General features: G+C 61.9%; 19 protein-coding genes. 14 read left to right on the plus strand and 5 right to left on the minus strand.

Annotated features, from left to right (window positions below; translation table 11 throughout):
* Positions 1–102 precede the first annotated feature (102 nt).
* From NKH42_RS04170 to NKH42_RS04190, 5 genes are all read left to right on the plus strand, one after another.
* Complete coding sequence (locus tag NKH42_RS04170) at positions 103–321, plus strand: hypothetical protein (protein WP_254818791.1); 219 nt, start codon at positions 103–105, stop codon at positions 319–321.
* A gap of 27 nt (positions 322–348) precedes the next feature.
* Positions 349–786: a GFA family protein gene (locus NKH42_RS04175; RefSeq protein ID WP_352753291.1), complete on the plus strand. Its 438-nt coding sequence runs from the start codon at positions 349–351 to the stop codon at positions 784–786.
* A gap of 105 nt (positions 787–891) precedes the next feature.
* Entirely contained in the window at positions 892–1,092 is a 201-nt protein-coding gene (locus tag NKH42_RS04180) for a hypothetical protein (protein WP_352645260.1), read from the plus strand.
* Between the two features lie 137 nt (positions 1,093–1,229).
* The gene (locus NKH42_RS04185; RefSeq protein ID WP_352701890.1) at positions 1,230–1,415 is read left to right on the plus strand and encodes a hypothetical protein; all 186 of its coding nucleotides are present in this window, start codon (positions 1,230–1,232) and stop codon (positions 1,413–1,415) included.
* A gap of 3 nt (positions 1,416–1,418) precedes the next feature.
* The gene (locus NKH42_RS04190) at positions 1,419–1,637 is read left to right on the plus strand and encodes a hypothetical protein (protein WP_352701888.1); all 219 of its coding nucleotides are present in this window, start codon (positions 1,419–1,421) and stop codon (positions 1,635–1,637) included.
* 41 nt (positions 1,638–1,678) lie between these two features.
* Here NKH42_RS04190 and NKH42_RS04195 read toward each other — a convergent pair whose 3' ends face one another.
* Complete coding sequence (locus NKH42_RS04195; protein WP_352701886.1) at positions 1,679–1,945, minus strand: hypothetical protein; 267 nt, start codon at positions 1,943–1,945, stop codon at positions 1,679–1,681.
* 443 nt (positions 1,946–2,388) lie between these two features.
* On the opposite strand from NKH42_RS04195, the gene NKH42_RS04200 reads away from it, so the two are divergent.
* The 9 genes from NKH42_RS04200 to NKH42_RS04240 all read left to right on the plus strand — a co-directional run bounded on the left by NKH42_RS04200 (position 2,389) and on the right by NKH42_RS04240 (position 10,225).
* Positions 2,389–3,105, plus strand: coding sequence for a GntR family transcriptional regulator (locus NKH42_RS04200; protein WP_352688596.1), 717 nt, complete (start codon positions 2,389–2,391; stop codon positions 3,103–3,105).
* Complete coding sequence (locus NKH42_RS04205; protein ID WP_352476768.1) at positions 3,105–4,199, plus strand: LLM class flavin-dependent oxidoreductase; 1,095 nt, start codon at positions 3,105–3,107, stop codon at positions 4,197–4,199. Before NKH42_RS04200 ends, NKH42_RS04205 begins: the two co-directional genes overlap by 1 nt.
* Positions 4,199–4,744, plus strand: a complete 546-nt coding sequence (locus tag NKH42_RS04210; protein WP_352688599.1) for a flavin reductase family protein — start codon at positions 4,199–4,201, stop codon at positions 4,742–4,744. Before NKH42_RS04205 ends, NKH42_RS04210 begins: the two co-directional genes overlap by 1 nt.
* A gap of 89 nt (positions 4,745–4,833) precedes the next feature.
* Complete coding sequence (gene dctP / locus NKH42_RS04215) at positions 4,834–5,811, plus strand: TRAP transporter substrate-binding protein DctP (protein WP_352753285.1); 978 nt, start codon at positions 4,834–4,836, stop codon at positions 5,809–5,811.
* A 78-nt stretch (positions 5,812–5,889) separates the two neighbouring features.
* Positions 5,890–6,402 carry a TRAP transporter small permease gene (locus NKH42_RS04220; RefSeq protein ID WP_352751128.1) on the plus strand — a complete coding sequence of 171 codons (513 nt, stop codon included), beginning with the start codon at positions 5,890–5,892 and terminating at the stop codon, positions 6,400–6,402.
* A gap of 3 nt (positions 6,403–6,405) precedes the next feature.
* Positions 6,406–7,716, plus strand: coding sequence for a TRAP transporter large permease (locus NKH42_RS04225; RefSeq protein WP_254818782.1), 1,311 nt, complete (start codon positions 6,406–6,408; stop codon positions 7,714–7,716).
* A gap of 26 nt (positions 7,717–7,742) precedes the next feature.
* Positions 7,743–8,456, plus strand: a complete 714-nt coding sequence (locus NKH42_RS04230) for a hypothetical protein (protein ID WP_352751125.1) — start codon at positions 7,743–7,745, stop codon at positions 8,454–8,456.
* Positions 8,457–8,497: 41 nt separating this feature from the next.
* On the plus strand, positions 8,498–9,256 hold the full coding sequence (locus NKH42_RS04235) for an HpcH/HpaI aldolase family protein (RefSeq protein ID WP_352505399.1): 759 nt from the start codon (positions 8,498–8,500) through the stop codon (positions 9,254–9,256).
* A gap of 12 nt (positions 9,257–9,268) precedes the next feature.
* Complete coding sequence (locus tag NKH42_RS04240) at positions 9,269–10,225, plus strand: C-terminal binding protein (protein ID WP_352505398.1); 957 nt, start codon at positions 9,269–9,271, stop codon at positions 10,223–10,225.
* A gap of 238 nt (positions 10,226–10,463) precedes the next feature.
* On the opposite strand, the gene NKH42_RS04245 is transcribed toward NKH42_RS04240, so the two are convergent.
* The 4 genes from NKH42_RS04245 to NKH42_RS04260 are packed head-to-tail and all read right to left on the minus strand — an operon-like array spanning position 10,464 to position 13,465.
* A complete protein-coding gene (locus NKH42_RS04245) occupies positions 10,464–10,943 on the minus strand; it encodes a MaoC/PaaZ C-terminal domain-containing protein (protein ID WP_352505397.1) in 480 nt (159 codons plus the stop codon).
* Between the two features lies 1 nt (position 10,944).
* Positions 10,945–12,021 (minus strand): Gfo/Idh/MocA family protein, encoded by a 1,077-nt coding sequence (locus tag NKH42_RS04250; protein ID WP_352505396.1) that lies wholly within the window; start codon positions 12,019–12,021, stop codon positions 10,945–10,947.
* Positions 12,014–12,343 (minus strand): L-rhamnose mutarotase, encoded by a 330-nt coding sequence (locus NKH42_RS04255; protein WP_352505395.1) that lies wholly within the window; start codon positions 12,341–12,343, stop codon positions 12,014–12,016. The genes NKH42_RS04250 and NKH42_RS04255 overlap by 8 nt, the downstream gene beginning before the upstream one ends.
* 9 nt (positions 12,344–12,352) lie before the next feature.
* Entirely contained in the window at positions 12,353–13,465 is a 1,113-nt protein-coding gene (locus tag NKH42_RS04260) for a mandelate racemase/muconate lactonizing enzyme family protein (RefSeq protein WP_352505394.1), read from the minus strand.
* Positions 13,466–13,468: the final 3 nt, after the last annotated feature.

Below are 13,468 nucleotides of genomic sequence, written 5' to 3' on the forward strand. Positions count from 1 at the left end.
GGGGCAGCGAGGTGCCAGCCTGCCGCCGCCGATTCCGGGTCGAGGCCTTCCGGAACCATTTCCGCCATCGTTTGTTCGGCTCGAAGAAAGGAGCCGCGCGAAATGGAGCGACGTAACGCGTTAATTGCGATGGTGATTTCGGCCATCATCATCGTCGGCTTTCTCATAGGCTTTTTGTACGGCGATATGGGCTGGCAAACCTCGCCGCTCAAAAGAGCCCCTGAACAGAACCAGGGTGGCAATGCTCCGGCCGATACCTCGCCTGCCGCCGGCATCAAGAAGAACCCCAAGGAAAATACCGAAATGCCAGGCCAGCAATGAAGGCCGGTCCAGCAATGAAGTTAACCAATGCCACGAACTGAAACGGGCTCCTGTTTTTGCGGCGCCATAACGGCGGAGATGCGCGGCGAGCCTTTCTGGATTTGCTCCGATCACGATGACGACTGTCGCAAGGCGATAGGAAGCCCTCTGACGGTGTGGGTCGGCTATCGGCCTTCTGAATTCACATTGCTCACCGGCACACCGAAGACCTTTTCGAAAACCCCCGGCGTGCTCCGGTCCTTCTGCGCGGATTGCGGGACATCGATCGGCTATGTCGACCAAGGGTTGCCCGACGAACTCTATCTGGCAATCGGCTTTCTCGATCACCCCGAACGGTTTCCGCCACAGGCCCATGCATACTGGGACATGAGGTTGCCCTGGGTCGACTTTCCAGACGAGCTGCCGCGGGTGGGGACGTATTCGAGGCGGCGAGATCCGACCTTCGGAAATCCGGCGGAACGCTAGCCTGGGGTCCGTTGCAAGTTGGAAGACGTGCCATCGGGGCTGCGTACGAAAACGACAGTTGGCGCGGGGCCGAAAACGCGCAATTATCGGCCGATGAGCCGCCGTTTGGATGACAAGCTCGATTGCAAGGCGTGCGGGACGATCCTGATGGATATTCCCGACGACCCGAAGGATTCGACGCCGATCTATTGCAGCAATTGCGGCGCCTATCTCGGCGAATGGGGCGAGCTGCAGGAGGATTTCTATAAACAGGCTTTCGGTGCCCAGGCCTTCGATCTGAACAACGGAACCATCATCAAGAAATAATCCTGGATTGCGCAGGCCTTCCGCCGGCCCAAGCCACGGCCTGCTGGCCCGGCTATTCGCAGCAATTGCCGTTCGGACCGGGCCATCTGGAACTTTTCTCCCGACCCGCTTGTTTGGGTGGCGGAAGGAGAAACGCCATGAGCACAAAACCTCCCCCTGTTCCACCGGAGAATCTGAGCCCAAAAGGAGCCGGTGACAAAAAAACGGTAGCCGCCGACCAAGCACCGCACGGCCAATCGACCGTGCCGGATCCCGACAAGCAGGGCCAGCAAGGCAATACGAAGGTCAACACCACCCACCAAGGCAACGTCCAGGATCGCTAGGTCATGTCCACGTCGAAGAAGACTCCTGCCAGCATCCGCCAGGGTGGTCCTGGCGCGGCGCACGAAAACGCCAAGAAGCCGCTGAGCGTCGAAAAGCCGCCCGCCGATCCCGACCGGCGCAGCCACAGCAAGGTCTCCGGTGGCGGCGGCGAACGCGACAGCCACCATACCCACGACCCCGAAAAGAAGGGCGACACCCGGCCTGCGCATCAGGGCAAGTGAAATCTGGTGGCGACGCGAAGATCGGTGGCTCGAGCGAAATTTCAGCGGGGACGGCGCGCCGAGGCGAACGGCACGACATTGTCGACATTTGCCGTCGGCAAATCAAACAGCATCGGAAGCCCCCGCGTCGCGGCCATCTCCACGATCAGCTCTTCGATGGAGTGATTGGTCAGACGTGTCTCGACGCCCAGCCGGATCATCGCCGCCAGCTTGTGCACCGGCACCGGCACGGACTTCGCCCGGTCGTCGAGCAGCTTGCTGATTTCGATGACGACGTCTGCGTCGATATCCCTAGGCAAGTCTCGCATAAGCGCCTCCCCGCCAAACGAAACGAAAAGCCCGCCGCACCTTTCGATACGGCGGGCGATCCAGTAATGCGCACCGGCGAGGGGATCGGATGGGCGTGCCGGCGCGCGCAGATCGCAAGTATTTTTAGTTAAATCCGCCAGCCTCGATGTGTCACGCGAAAACGTCTGTACGTTTTTACCGAACCGCGCGGATCGCTGGCTCTCCTCGCGTCGCGCGGCGCAACCCACGGATGGCGTGACCCTCTGCCCTCCGGACAACGAACCTAAACAGTATACATTATAAACTTAAAACATCTTGCCAGGCGATCCAGCCTGTGCTCCACTTCGCATTGGAACGTGGTCTGCAGGTCGAATTCTATCGATATGTAGCTGCAATTCCAACGGATCACTGCGAGAACACCAGCCTCAAACGATATACGAAATCTTCGCATGGGAAGGCGTGGATGACGGAAACGATAGAGCTCAAACGGGTTGGCGATGGCAATCTGCGTGCCCAGGTCTATCAACAAATCCGTCTGACCATACAGCATGGCGAATTGGCGCCTGGCCAGAAGCTCGTCGATGTAGACATTGCCGCCCAGCTCGGTATTTCCAGAATGCCTGTCCGCGACGCCTTGATGCAGTTGGTGCATGAGGGCTATCTCGTCGGCACCACACGCGGCTTCACCCTGCCCACGCTTACCGCGACGGATGTCGCCGACATCTTCGAGGTCCGCCGCTTGCTCGAGCCGCGGGCCGCCGCACACGCTGCGCGGACACTCGACGCCGCTGGCCTCAAGACGCTTGCGGCCGCGCTTCGGGAGGCGGAGGCTGCGGCCGCCGCCGGCGATGCCGACCGCTTTTTCCAGGCCAATTCGGCATTCAGGAATTGTTGGCTCGGCGCTGTCGAGAACCAGCGCCTTTCACAAACCATTGCAAGGTTCGCCGACCATGTCCTCGTCGTCCGTTTAAGGACGCTGTCGCACCAGCCGACGCAGGCCGTCGTCGTGGCCGGCATGCGCGCAATCTATGAGGCATTCGTCAAGCGCGACGCCGTCGCCGCTTACGACCGCATGACCCACTTCATTCAGAACGCCGAGGAGCGTTTCATGAAGCTGAGCCCACCGTCTCAACATTCCACCGGTGAAGGTGAGAGCATGTCGCAGCCGGGGAAACCATGATCAGGAAGCAGCACCCGCTGAAAGGGCCGAACAGGTTCAAGCTCGGCGTCTTTTCCATGAACGCCGATGGCGGCCTGGCAATGACCACCGTTCCCGAGCGCTGGCGTGCCCGCTGGGAAGACAACCTCAATTCCGCCTGCATCGCCGACCGCGCCGGCCTCGAGTTTCTGCTGCCGATCGCCCGCTGGCGCGGCTTCGGCGGTTTGACGCATGTGCGGGAATGGTCGTTCGAGACGTTCACCTGGGCGGCGGGTCTTGCTGTCGCCACGGAAAACATCGGCCTGTTCATGACGGTGCATGTGCCGCTGGTTCATCCGCTGCAGGCTGCCAAAGCGCTTGCGACGGTCGACCACATCTCCAACGGGCGTGCCGGCTTGAACATCGTCTGCGGCTGGAACCCGGACGAGTTCGCTATGTTCGGGCAGACGGTCGGCGAGCGGACCTACGATCAGGCCGAGGAATGGATCAACATCATCGTACGTGCCTATCAATCGAGGGAGCCATTCGACTTCAGCGGCGAGTTCTATGATCTGAAGAGTGTCGTTAGCCGCCCGCCAAGCTTGCAAGTGCCACGACCGGTGACCATGAACGCCGCCTTCGGCGCGCCGGGGCGCAACTACGCGGCGCGCCACTGTGACTATCTGTTTTCGACTTTTTCCGAAATTGCCGACGGCCGTGCGCATGTGGTCGACATTACCAACCGCGCGGCCGAAGTCGGGCGCGAAGTCGGCGTCTATACGGTCTGTCACGTCGTCTGCCGGGAGACCCAGCAGGAAGCCGAGGACTACTACCGGCACTACGCGCTCGAATGCGCGGACGAGGGTGCCGTCGACGAGCATATGCGCAAGAAGAAGGAATTCGCGAACTCGCATGACGCGAAGGCCTTCACCGAATATCGGCAGAGGTTCGCCGGCGGTGCCGGGACGTTCCCGCTCATCGGCACGCCGGAAAAGATCGTCGACGACCTCACCGAGATCATGGAACAGGGTTATTCCGGCGCCGCCCTCACATTCGTCAACTACACCTACGAACTGCCCTTCTTCTGCGACCGCGTGCTGCCGCTGATGCGCCAGGCCGGGCTTCGAGTAAATTGATGCCGGCGGCCGCCATTCCGACGCTATGGGTGGATGGGCACAACGCCATCGATCCGCGCGCGTTCAAGCAGGCTATGCGGGCCGTGGCGGGCTCCGTCGCCATCCTCGCGTCGGAGCATGACGAGATCGGCTTTTGCGGCATCACGGCGACGGCTCTCTGCTCGTTCAGTGCCGAGCCGCCTTCGCTGCTTGCCTGTGTCAACCGCGGCAGCACCTTTGCCTCGGCCATTCGCGAAGGTTTGCCTTTTTCGGTCAATCTTCCCGCCGGCGACCAGGAGAACGTTGTGCGTGCCTTTGGCGGCATGACCAAAGCCAAGGGCGCCGCGCGGTTCTCGTCCGGATCATGGGTGCGCGGCGAAACCGGCGCGCCCTTGCTTGTCGGCGCGCGGGCAATGTTCGAGTGCGTGGTGGCCGAAATCATCGTGCGGGCGTCGCACATGATCGTCATCGGCATCGTCTCGGGCGTTGCGCTGGATCGCGCTCACCGATCGCCGGTCTTCTACGCGCATGGGCGGTTCCTGACAGTAGGAGATGATGTCAACTAACCGCCGTTCGTGTGGCGGCGTAGCGTGCAATTTCAGATCGGCCCGATGATGGGCCCCGGCGAAGTGAATCTATCGGAGGGAATACGGCAATGCGCATTTGGAAATCGCTTGTTCTGGCTGCACTCATGTCGGGTGTGGCGGGTATCGCCATGGCCGAAGAGGTCGTCCTCAACGCCGTGCATTTTACGCCGACGCAGAACGGCTACGCCCAGAGCTTCCTGAAGTTCGTTCAGAAGGTGAACGAAAAGGGCAAGGGCGTGGTCCAGATCAACGTGCGTGGCGGGCCGGAGGTCATTCCACCGATCCAGCAGGGCGCGGCGCTCAGGAGCGGCCTGATCGATGTGATCGACACACCGGCAGGGCAGTTCCTCGAACTCGTGCCCGAAGGCGAGGTTTTCTCCGCATCGACGAAGACGCCGTGGGAGGTCCGCGACAATGGCGGCTGGGACTTCATCAACGGAATTTTCGAGAAGAAGGCCAATGCCCATCTGCTGGCGCATGTCGACGCGGGTTCGGGCTTCAACGTCTTCACCGTCGACGAACCCAAGCTCAATAGCGAAGGCAGCATCGACTGGGGCGGCCTGAAAATCCGTTCCTCGCCGCTCTACCGCGATTTCCTCGAATCGCTAGGCGCGACGGTGATCGTGCAGGCGCCGGGGGATGTCTACACCTCGCTCGAGCGCGGCGTCGTCAATGCCAACGCCTACACGGTATTTGGTTATGCGTCGTTCGGCTGGGACAAATTCACCAAATACCGTGTCGACCCGCAATTCTTCAAAACCGATGTGCTGATCTCGATCAACAAGGCGAAATGGGACACGCTGTCACCCGAGGCGCAGAAGCTGCTTGCCGACACGGCCGTCGAATACGAGCGCGTGAGCTATGACGCCAATCTCGCCGAGTCCGAAAAGCAGGCACAGGCAATGATCGGCGGCGGGCAGAAGGTGATCAGCTTGACCGGCGCCGGCCGCGACAAATTCCTGGCGGCTGCCACGCAGGCGAGCTGGGCGAGAATGACCAAACGCGATCCCACCAACATCGATCAGTTGAAGAAATTCTTCCAGTAGCCTGGGCCGAGGGTGCCTTGTGTGCCCTCCATCAAAGCTGGGCCAAGGGGACGAAGGTGGACATGAGGGTCGTGGGAAATGGACGGATTGTTTGCAGCGATTGGGAAGCTGAGCCTTGCGTTGGCGGCGGCGGCAAAAGTGGTGCTTGGCCTCATCATCGTCGCGGTGGTTGCTGATGTGTGCGTCCGCAATCTCGGCCTGAGGCCACTTGCCTGGGCGGTGTCGGCGACGGAATACGGCCTGCTTTACGCGGCATTTCTGCCGATGCCCTGGCTGGTCCACAGCAAGGGCCATGTCTTCGTCGAGTTCCTGCGCAAGGCGCTGCCGGTGCGGGCACGGGCGGTGCTTGAAAAGCTGGTTTATCTCGCCTGCATCGGCGTCAGCCTCTACCTCGGCAGTGTCGCTCTGTCGTCCCTGACAAGTGCTGTGGCGGGCGGCGAATACGAAACGCGCAGTTTCGACATGCCGAAATGGCTGGTCTTTCTGCCCATCATGCTCGCCTTCTATCTCTCGGCGCTGGAATGGCTCAGATATCTGCTCGGCCGTGACACGCTGTACACGCTCGATCCGCTGGAAATGGAAGGGCTCTGACCGGTGGCCTGGCTGTTTCCATTCGCTGTGCTCGTTGGCACCATCCTGGTGTTGATGGGCCTTGGGCTGCCGGTCGCTTTCGCATTCTTCGTCACCAATGTGATCGGGCTGTATCTGTTCTTCGGCGGCTCGATCGGCGTGACGCAGATGGTCGCCAACTTCTCCGACGCTGTCTCGACCTACGCGCTTGCCCCGCTGCCGATGTTTCTTGTCATGGGCAGCCTGTTCTTCCGCTCCGGCCTCGGCGAGAAGGTCATCTACGCGCTCGACCTGTGCATCGGCAATCTGCGCGGACGCCTCGCCTATGTCGTCCTCGCCGCCGGCACGATCTTTTCCGCGCTGTCGGGCTCGAGCCTCGCCAATACCGGCATGATGGGCTCGCTGATGGTGCCCGAGATGCTGAAGCGGGGCTACAAGCCGCATATGGCCTACGGCCCGGTGCTTGGCGCCGGAAGCCTTGCCGTCATCATCCCGCCATCCTCGCTGGCCGTCTTGCTCGGCTCGCTTGCCCAGATCGATGTCGGCGCGCTGCTCATAGCGGGAGCTCTGCCCGGGCTGCTGCTCGTTGTCATGTACGCAGCGCTGATCTTCGCCCAGACGAAGATCGACCCGGACGCCGCTCCGCACTATCCGGTGCCCGCCGTTCCCGCGGCCGAGAAGGTGAGGGCGGTCGCCGTCAACATCATTCCGATGAGCGTTATCGTGTTCATGGTGGTCGGCACGATCATCCTTGGGATAGCGACGCCGACGGAATCGGCGGGACTCGGCTGTGCCGCCGTTTTCGCCTTGTTGTTTGTCTACCGACGGTTCAGCTGGTCGGTTGTCTGGAAGTCGCTGGACGACGCGATGAAGGTCACCGGCATGACCTTCCTGATCATCTCGGCTTCGACGACGTTCTCGCAGATATTCGCATTCTCCGGCGCCTCCAACGGCTTTATCCAGTTCATCGTCGGCTACGATCTTGGACCGTATCCCATGCTGCTCATGATGGTGCTCGTCATCCTGCTGCTCGGCATGTTCATGGATCAGGTCTCGATGATGCTGATCACGCTGCCGATCTTCCTGCCGATCGCCCAGCAATTCGGCTACGAGCCCGTATGGTTCGGGCTGATCCTGCTGCTCGCCTACGAGGTCGGCTTCACCACGCCGCCGTTTGGCCTGCTGCTGTTCATCATGATCGGTGTCGCGCCTAAAGGGACGTCGCTCAAAACGGTTGCCATGTCAGCGGCGCCTTACATCGCGCTGACGCTTCTGCTGATCCTGCTGATTGTCCTCTTTCCGCAGATCGCTCTCTTTCTTCCGAATTTGATCTAGCCGAACTCGATCCAGAGGGTCTCCACATGCGCTTTGCCTATCTTGCCTTCTTCCATGACGACCGCGAGGCAAATTTGGCCACCGCCGGTGAAGACGTTGACGCTGTGCGGCGTGTGATTGCGTCGACCCCGGGTCTTGCGCTTGCCAACATCTATCTGCCCGAAGTGGCGACGGACATGTTCAACAACGATGGTCCACCGCCGGTCTTTGGCTTCCAGCTCTATTTCGACGAATTGGCGGACATGGAGGCGGCGCTGGCGCCGTCCGGCCATCTGCAGGCACTTGCCGCACCTGGTATGCTGTCGAGCATCGCCGGTTCGAGGCCGACGCAACAGGCAATGTGCGTGCGTCCGTTTCCCGTCGATGACGCTGGCGTCAAGACGTTCGGGCTGCCCTGCAGCTATCTTGTTCACTATCCCGGGCCGGCCGAAGACATGAGTGTCTGGCTCCACCACTATGTGACGCATCATCCGCAACTGATGCGGGGCTTCCCAGGCATTCGCCACATAGAAGTTCTGTCGCGACTGGATTGGTGCGGTTCGCTGCCCTGGCCGCGGATCGACCATATGCAGCGCAATCGTGTCATGTTCGACAGTCCCGCTGCATTGACGCACGCGCTGCAATCGCCGGCGCGGCTGGAGATGCGCGCCGACTACAAGACTTTTCCGCCGTTTTCAGGCGGCAGCCGGCATTTTCCGATGTCGACGGAAGCCGTGCATCCTTCGTCAAGGGCCACATAGGCAAACAGGTTTTGCCGACGCCGAAAATTTCTGGAGATTTCATGTACGACTTTCGCAAGAAATGTATCTCTCTCGATCGCCTCATCGGCACCTTCTGCGCCATCCCGCACCCTGTGGCGGTCGAAGTGGCGGCCGCGAGCGGGGTCGATTTCCTGTGCATCGACTGGGAGCATTCGCAGATCGGCCGCGAACGGCTCGAGGATCTGATCCGCGCCGCCGATGTCCACAAGGTTCCCGCGATGGTGCGCGTTCCCGGCCACGCGCCGGAGTGGATCGCGGCCGCGCTCGACGCCGGCGCGTCGGGCGTCCTGGTGCCGCGTGTCTCCACGGCCGAGCAAGCCCGCATGGCGGTCATGGCCTGCCGTTACCCGCCGGTCGGCGCACGCGGTGTCGGCCCAGGCCGCGCCGCCGGTTATGGCTACAGCATTCCGGACTACCTCAAATCGGCCAACGAGGTCCTGGCGGTCGCCATCCAGGTCGAGACGGCGGAAGGCCTCGCCAACATCGACGACATCGTCCAGGTCGACGGCGTCGACGTGGTCTTCATTGGCCCCGGCGACCTGTCGGTCTCGATCGACGCCATGGGGCCGTCCGGCCAGGACAAGCTCAATGCCGCGATTATGAGGATCGCGGCCGCGGCGCGCACGGCCCGCAAGGCCGTCGGCATCTTTCGCCCTTCGGCGGATGATGTCGGCAAATGGTCGCGGCACGGCATCAGCTTCCACGTGCTGGCCAGCGACACGATGTTTCTCGGCGCCGGCCTTGCCGCCGGTGTCGCGTCGGCGCGCAGTGCCTCATAGCAAGAGTTTGGCATGAAGATCATCAAGACCGACGGCGTGTTGTCAGTCGAGGAAGAGCAGTTGCGCTACCTCGACGGCTTGGGCGCCGAGTTTGTCGAAAAGACGCTGCTCACGGAAGACGCCCTGATCGAACACTGCCGCGACGCCGACGCATTGATGGTATTGCGCGAGCCGATCACGGCTCGCGTTTTGGCGGAACTGAAGAGGCTCAAGGTCATCGGACGGTTCGGCGTAGGGCTCGACTCGATCGACGTAGAGGCCGCCAGCCGTGCCGGTGTTCAGGTAACCTACGTGCCGGACGCCAATCTGGTGGAAGTCAGCACCCACGCCATGGCCCTGATCCTGGCCTTGACGCGCAGGCTGAAGCAGTTCGACAGCGCGGTGCGCGCCGGCCGCTGGGCTGCAATGACCGATGGCGCCGGCATCACACGGCCCGACAGGCAGATCATCGGCCTGATCGGCTTCGGCCAGATCGGGCGCCTGACTGCCGAACGGGCGCGGGTCTTCGGCTACCACATCATCGCCTACGACCCGTACATGCCGGCCGAGCGCATCACGGCCGGTGGTGCTGAACCGGTCGGCTTCGACGAGTTGCTTGCCAGCGCCGACGTCGTCTCGCTGCACGTTCCCGCGACACCGGAGACCAGAAACATCATGTCGGCGCAAGCCCTGTCGCGGATGAAGGAAGGGGCGATACTCATCAACGTGTCCCGCGGCGGCCTCGTCGACGAGGTCGCCTTGGCGGATCTGATCCGGCGTCGCCATCTGGCTGGCGCCGGCATCGACACTTTCGAGCGGGAGCCGCCTTCGCCCGACAATCCGCTGCTGGCGCTGGACACCGTCCTGGTCAGTCCACACGCGGCGCACTACTCGACCCAGTCCTACGCAGAGGTTCGCAACAAGGTGTTTGCCGATGTCGCGTCGGTCCTGCGCGGCGGCAAGCCGGTATATCCGGTCAACCGGATATGACCATTCCCGATGTGGACACCATCCGCTGCCTGTCGATTCCACCTTAACGGTCCGGGGCAGGCGCCCCTTGAGCGCGACCTCGGCAAGCGGATAAAGACGGGAACGGGTGAAGAGTGAATTCGCATTTTTTGCCGACAGCGCCACATTTTGTTCTTGCTTTGTGCCGGCAGCTATGCTATTAATTTGTGCATGGTGCTGATTCGCACCGAGGACCCGCCGCAAGGCGGGTTTTTTGCCTTTAGGTTTCAGCGCCATCCGTCGAGGCTCTGCTCGGCTTGTCGCGACGCTCGACGATGTAGATGTGGTCGGCGACCAACACCACGTCGCCATGCTGGTTGATCACCTCGCAGCGCTCGACGACCCGGCCTGAATCGGGTCGCTTCGGGTCGTCTTCCCTGGCCGAGATGGTGGTGCGGGTCCGGATCGTATCGCCGATGAACACCGGCTTGATGAAGCGCAGCCTGTCGTAGCCATAGGAGAAGGCAACCGGATTGACGACGCTTGCCGTCAGCCCGACGCCGACCGAAAAGACCAGCGTGCCGTGGGCGATGCGCTGGCCAAACGGCGTCGTCTTCATGAACTCGGCGTCCATGTGGTGGGGAAAGAAATCGCCGGTATGGCCGGCATGGACGACGAAATCGGTCTCGGTGATGGTGCGCCCGCTGGTCATGCGCGACGACCCGATCTGGTAGTCCTCGAAGTAGATCGTCTGCTCCATGTCAGGGCCTCGCCGCTATCGGTGTTGCCGGCGCCGCGCTCGATTGATAGGCGGCTTCGACCAGCGCCATGGTGCTCCAGCCGTCCTCGACGGAACTGACAAGCTCGGCGTCCTCGCCCGACGCGTAGCGCTGGACATTGGCCATGCGGCCGGCAAAGGCGTCCGGAAACCATGAGCCGACGAGTGGAACCGCAATCCAGTCCCTGCCGCCTTTGGGGTAGATTTCGAGAATGTCCGGCTCGCCGCGCGGATAGTCGAGGTTGACGCCTAATTTGAGGTAAGCGGCGCCCTCGGTGCCGCAGATGCGGAATTCGCAGGCCTGGTGTTTTCGGCCGAATTTGTGATCGTGGTTGATCGACAGTGCACAGCGCACGGTGTCGCCATAGTCGAGGATCGCGCTGGTGCGCGTTTGCGCAACCTTATGGCCGGGGTGGCCGAGTGTCTTGGCGTGAACCCCCTTGGGATCGCCGAGCAATTGCCGGATCAGGTCGAGATAATGGATCGAATGCATGGCGATCTCGACGCGCGGCGCCTGCAACAGGAATTCCCAGAGCTGCCAGGGTGTCGCCAGCGCCAGCCATGCGTCGAAATCGACCACTTCGCCCAGCCAGCCCTTGGCGATCGCATCCTTCAGCGCCAGCATCATCGGCGCAAAACGGAGTTGGAAATTCACAGCGGCCCTGAGGTTTTTGGAGCGGCAGATTTCGAGGATCTCGGTCGCCTCGGTGAGGTCGCTGCCCATCGGCTTCTGGATCAGCGCCACCGCACCATCGGGCAGCGCCCTGAGCACGCCGGCGTGATTAGCCGGCGGTGTCGCCAGGTCGAAGACGGCGTCCTTGATTGACGCAGCTTCCTCGAGCGACCGGTAAGCGGTGACGCCCCATTTCTGCGCCAGTTTTTCCGCCTTGGCCAGGTCGGGGTCGAAAAGCCCGACAACCGGGAAACCGGCTTTCCCATAGGCCGGGAAATGCGCATCGCCGACGATCGAGCCGGCGCCGAAAATCACGATCGGCCTGGGCTTTGACGGTTGTGCCCAGGCCTGGGAAAGCGAGGCAGGATCGAAAATGTCATCAGTCATAATGGAAGACTTCGTCCATCGACGCCCACCACTCGCCCTCCTTGCGGGTCGGCAGTGGCTCCTGGCATGGCATGCACAGCGCCCACCATTCCTGCGTCGTGGGATCAGCAGCCATCTTCGCCATGTCGGAGGCATAGTCGGTGCCGTGGTACTCGAAGGTGCTGAACAAAAGGTGCTCCGGCTCCCTCAGATAGATCGAATAATTCTTGATGTTGCAGGCGGAAATCATCTTGAGGACGTCCGGCCAGACGGCAGCGTGAAGCCGCACATACTCGGCGACTTTCTCCGGCTTGAGACCGAGCACCATTCCCATTCGCTGCATGTCCGCCTCCTATTTCACTATCGCCATGGTGAATTCCGCGATGCTCTTCGACTTGATCGCATCCCAGTCCCAGTCGATGCCGATGCCGGGCTCGTCCGGCGCCAGCGCGTGCCCGTCCTCGATACGCATTTTCTTGCCGGTCAGCTCGTCGAGCTGGGGAATATACTCGACATATCTGCCGTTCTGAACGGCGCATGTCAGGCTGACATGCAGTTCCATCAGGAAATGCGGGCAGACCGGTATGTCGAACGCCTCGGCTGCATGCGCCACCTTCAGCCACGGCGTGATGCCGCCGATGCGACCGACATCGACCTGCACGATCGAACACGCGCCCTTTTGCATATATTCGCGGAAATGCCGGATCGAATAGAGCGACTCGCCGATGGCGATCGGCGTCGATGTGGCACTCGACAGCCGCACATGGCCGTCAATGTCGTCGGCCGGCAGCGGTTCCTCGATCCAGGCGAGGTCGAGTTCACGCAAGCGCTCGGCCCGGCGGATCGCCTCGTCGACAGAAAAGCCCTGGTTGCAGTCGGTCATGATCTCGTAGGAGTCTCCAACCGCCCGGCGCACCGCCGTCAGCCGGGCAAGATCCTCGGAACCGTGCGGCTTGCCGATCTTGACCTTCGAGCCGCGAAACCCCTTGGCCTTGGCGGCCAGCGCATCCTCGACCAGTGCCTCGGTTTCGATATGCAGCCAGCCGCCTTCGGTGGTGTAGAGCGGGCAGCGGTCCTTGGCGCCGCCAGCAAGCTTCCACAGCGGCAGGTTTTGCTTCCTCGCCCACAGATCCCAAAGGGCAGTGTCGATGGCCGCCAGCGCGATTGCCGTGATCGCGCCGATCGTCGTGGCGTGGGTGGCGAACTCCAGCTCGTGCCAGACCGCCTCGATCATGTCGGCGTCGCGGCCGATCAGCCGCGGTGCAAGGTGGTCGGCCAGGAGCCGCATCACCGACGAGCCGCCGGTGCCGATCGTGTAGCTGTAGCCGGTGCCGACCGCGCCGTCGGCGTCGGTGATGGTGACGATCGGTGTTTCCTGGCTGACAAAACTCTGGATGGCATCGGTGCGCTTGACCTTCGGCACCAAGTCGACCATGCGCAGTTCGACTTTCTCGATCTTTGCCATGAT

It is taken from the genome of Mesorhizobium sp. M1142 (genome assembly GCF_040318565.1).
Lineage (GTDB): Bacteria > Pseudomonadota > Alphaproteobacteria > Rhizobiales > Rhizobiaceae > Mesorhizobium.

Excerpts from the sequence above, each read along its gene's own strand:
- NKH42_RS04230 (WP_352751125.1), top strand. The coding sequence starts at position 7,743 with ATGCGCTTTGCCTATCTTGCCTTCTTCCATGACGACCGCGAGGCAAAT.
- NKH42_RS04170 (WP_254818791.1), top strand. The coding sequence starts at position 103 with ATGGAGCGACGTAACGCGTTAATTGCGATGGTGATTTCGGCCATCATC.
- NKH42_RS04240 (WP_352505398.1), top strand. The coding sequence starts at position 9,269 with ATGAAGATCATCAAGACCGACGGCGTGTTGTCAGTCGAGGAAGAGCAG.
- NKH42_RS04190 (WP_352701888.1), top strand. The coding sequence starts at position 1,419 with ATGTCCACGTCGAAGAAGACTCCTGCCAGCATCCGCCAGGGTGGTCCT.
- NKH42_RS04235 (WP_352505399.1), top strand. The coding sequence starts at position 8,498 with ATGTACGACTTTCGCAAGAAATGTATCTCTCTCGATCGCCTCATCGGC.
- NKH42_RS04195 (WP_352701886.1), bottom strand. The coding sequence starts at position 1,945 with ATGCGAGACTTGCCTAGGGATATCGACGCAGACGTCGTCATCGAAATC.
- NKH42_RS04245 (WP_352505397.1), bottom strand. The coding sequence starts at position 10,943 with ATGGAGCAGACGATCTACTTCGAGGACTACCAGATCGGGTCGTCGCGC.
- NKH42_RS04175 (WP_352753291.1), top strand. The coding sequence starts at position 349 with ATGCCACGAACTGAAACGGGCTCCTGTTTTTGCGGCGCCATAACGGCG.
- NKH42_RS04255 (WP_352505395.1), bottom strand. The coding sequence starts at position 12,343 with ATGCAGCGAATGGGAATGGTGCTCGGTCTCAAGCCGGAGAAAGTCGCC.
- NKH42_RS04250 (WP_352505396.1), bottom strand. The coding sequence starts at position 12,021 with ATGACTGATGACATTTTCGATCCTGCCTCGCTTTCCCAGGCCTGGGCA.
- NKH42_RS04210 (WP_352688599.1), top strand. The coding sequence starts at position 4,199 with ATGCCGGCGGCCGCCATTCCGACGCTATGGGTGGATGGGCACAACGCC.
- NKH42_RS04185 (WP_352701890.1), top strand. The coding sequence starts at position 1,230 with ATGAGCACAAAACCTCCCCCTGTTCCACCGGAGAATCTGAGCCCAAAA.
- NKH42_RS04200 (WP_352688596.1), top strand. The coding sequence starts at position 2,389 with ATGACGGAAACGATAGAGCTCAAACGGGTTGGCGATGGCAATCTGCGT.
- NKH42_RS04260 (WP_352505394.1), bottom strand. The coding sequence starts at position 13,465 with ATGGCAAAGATCGAGAAAGTCGAACTGCGCATGGTCGACTTGGTGCCG.
- NKH42_RS04220 (WP_352751128.1), top strand. The coding sequence starts at position 5,890 with ATGGACGGATTGTTTGCAGCGATTGGGAAGCTGAGCCTTGCGTTGGCG.
- dctP (WP_352753285.1), top strand. The coding sequence starts at position 4,834 with ATGCGCATTTGGAAATCGCTTGTTCTGGCTGCACTCATGTCGGGTGTG.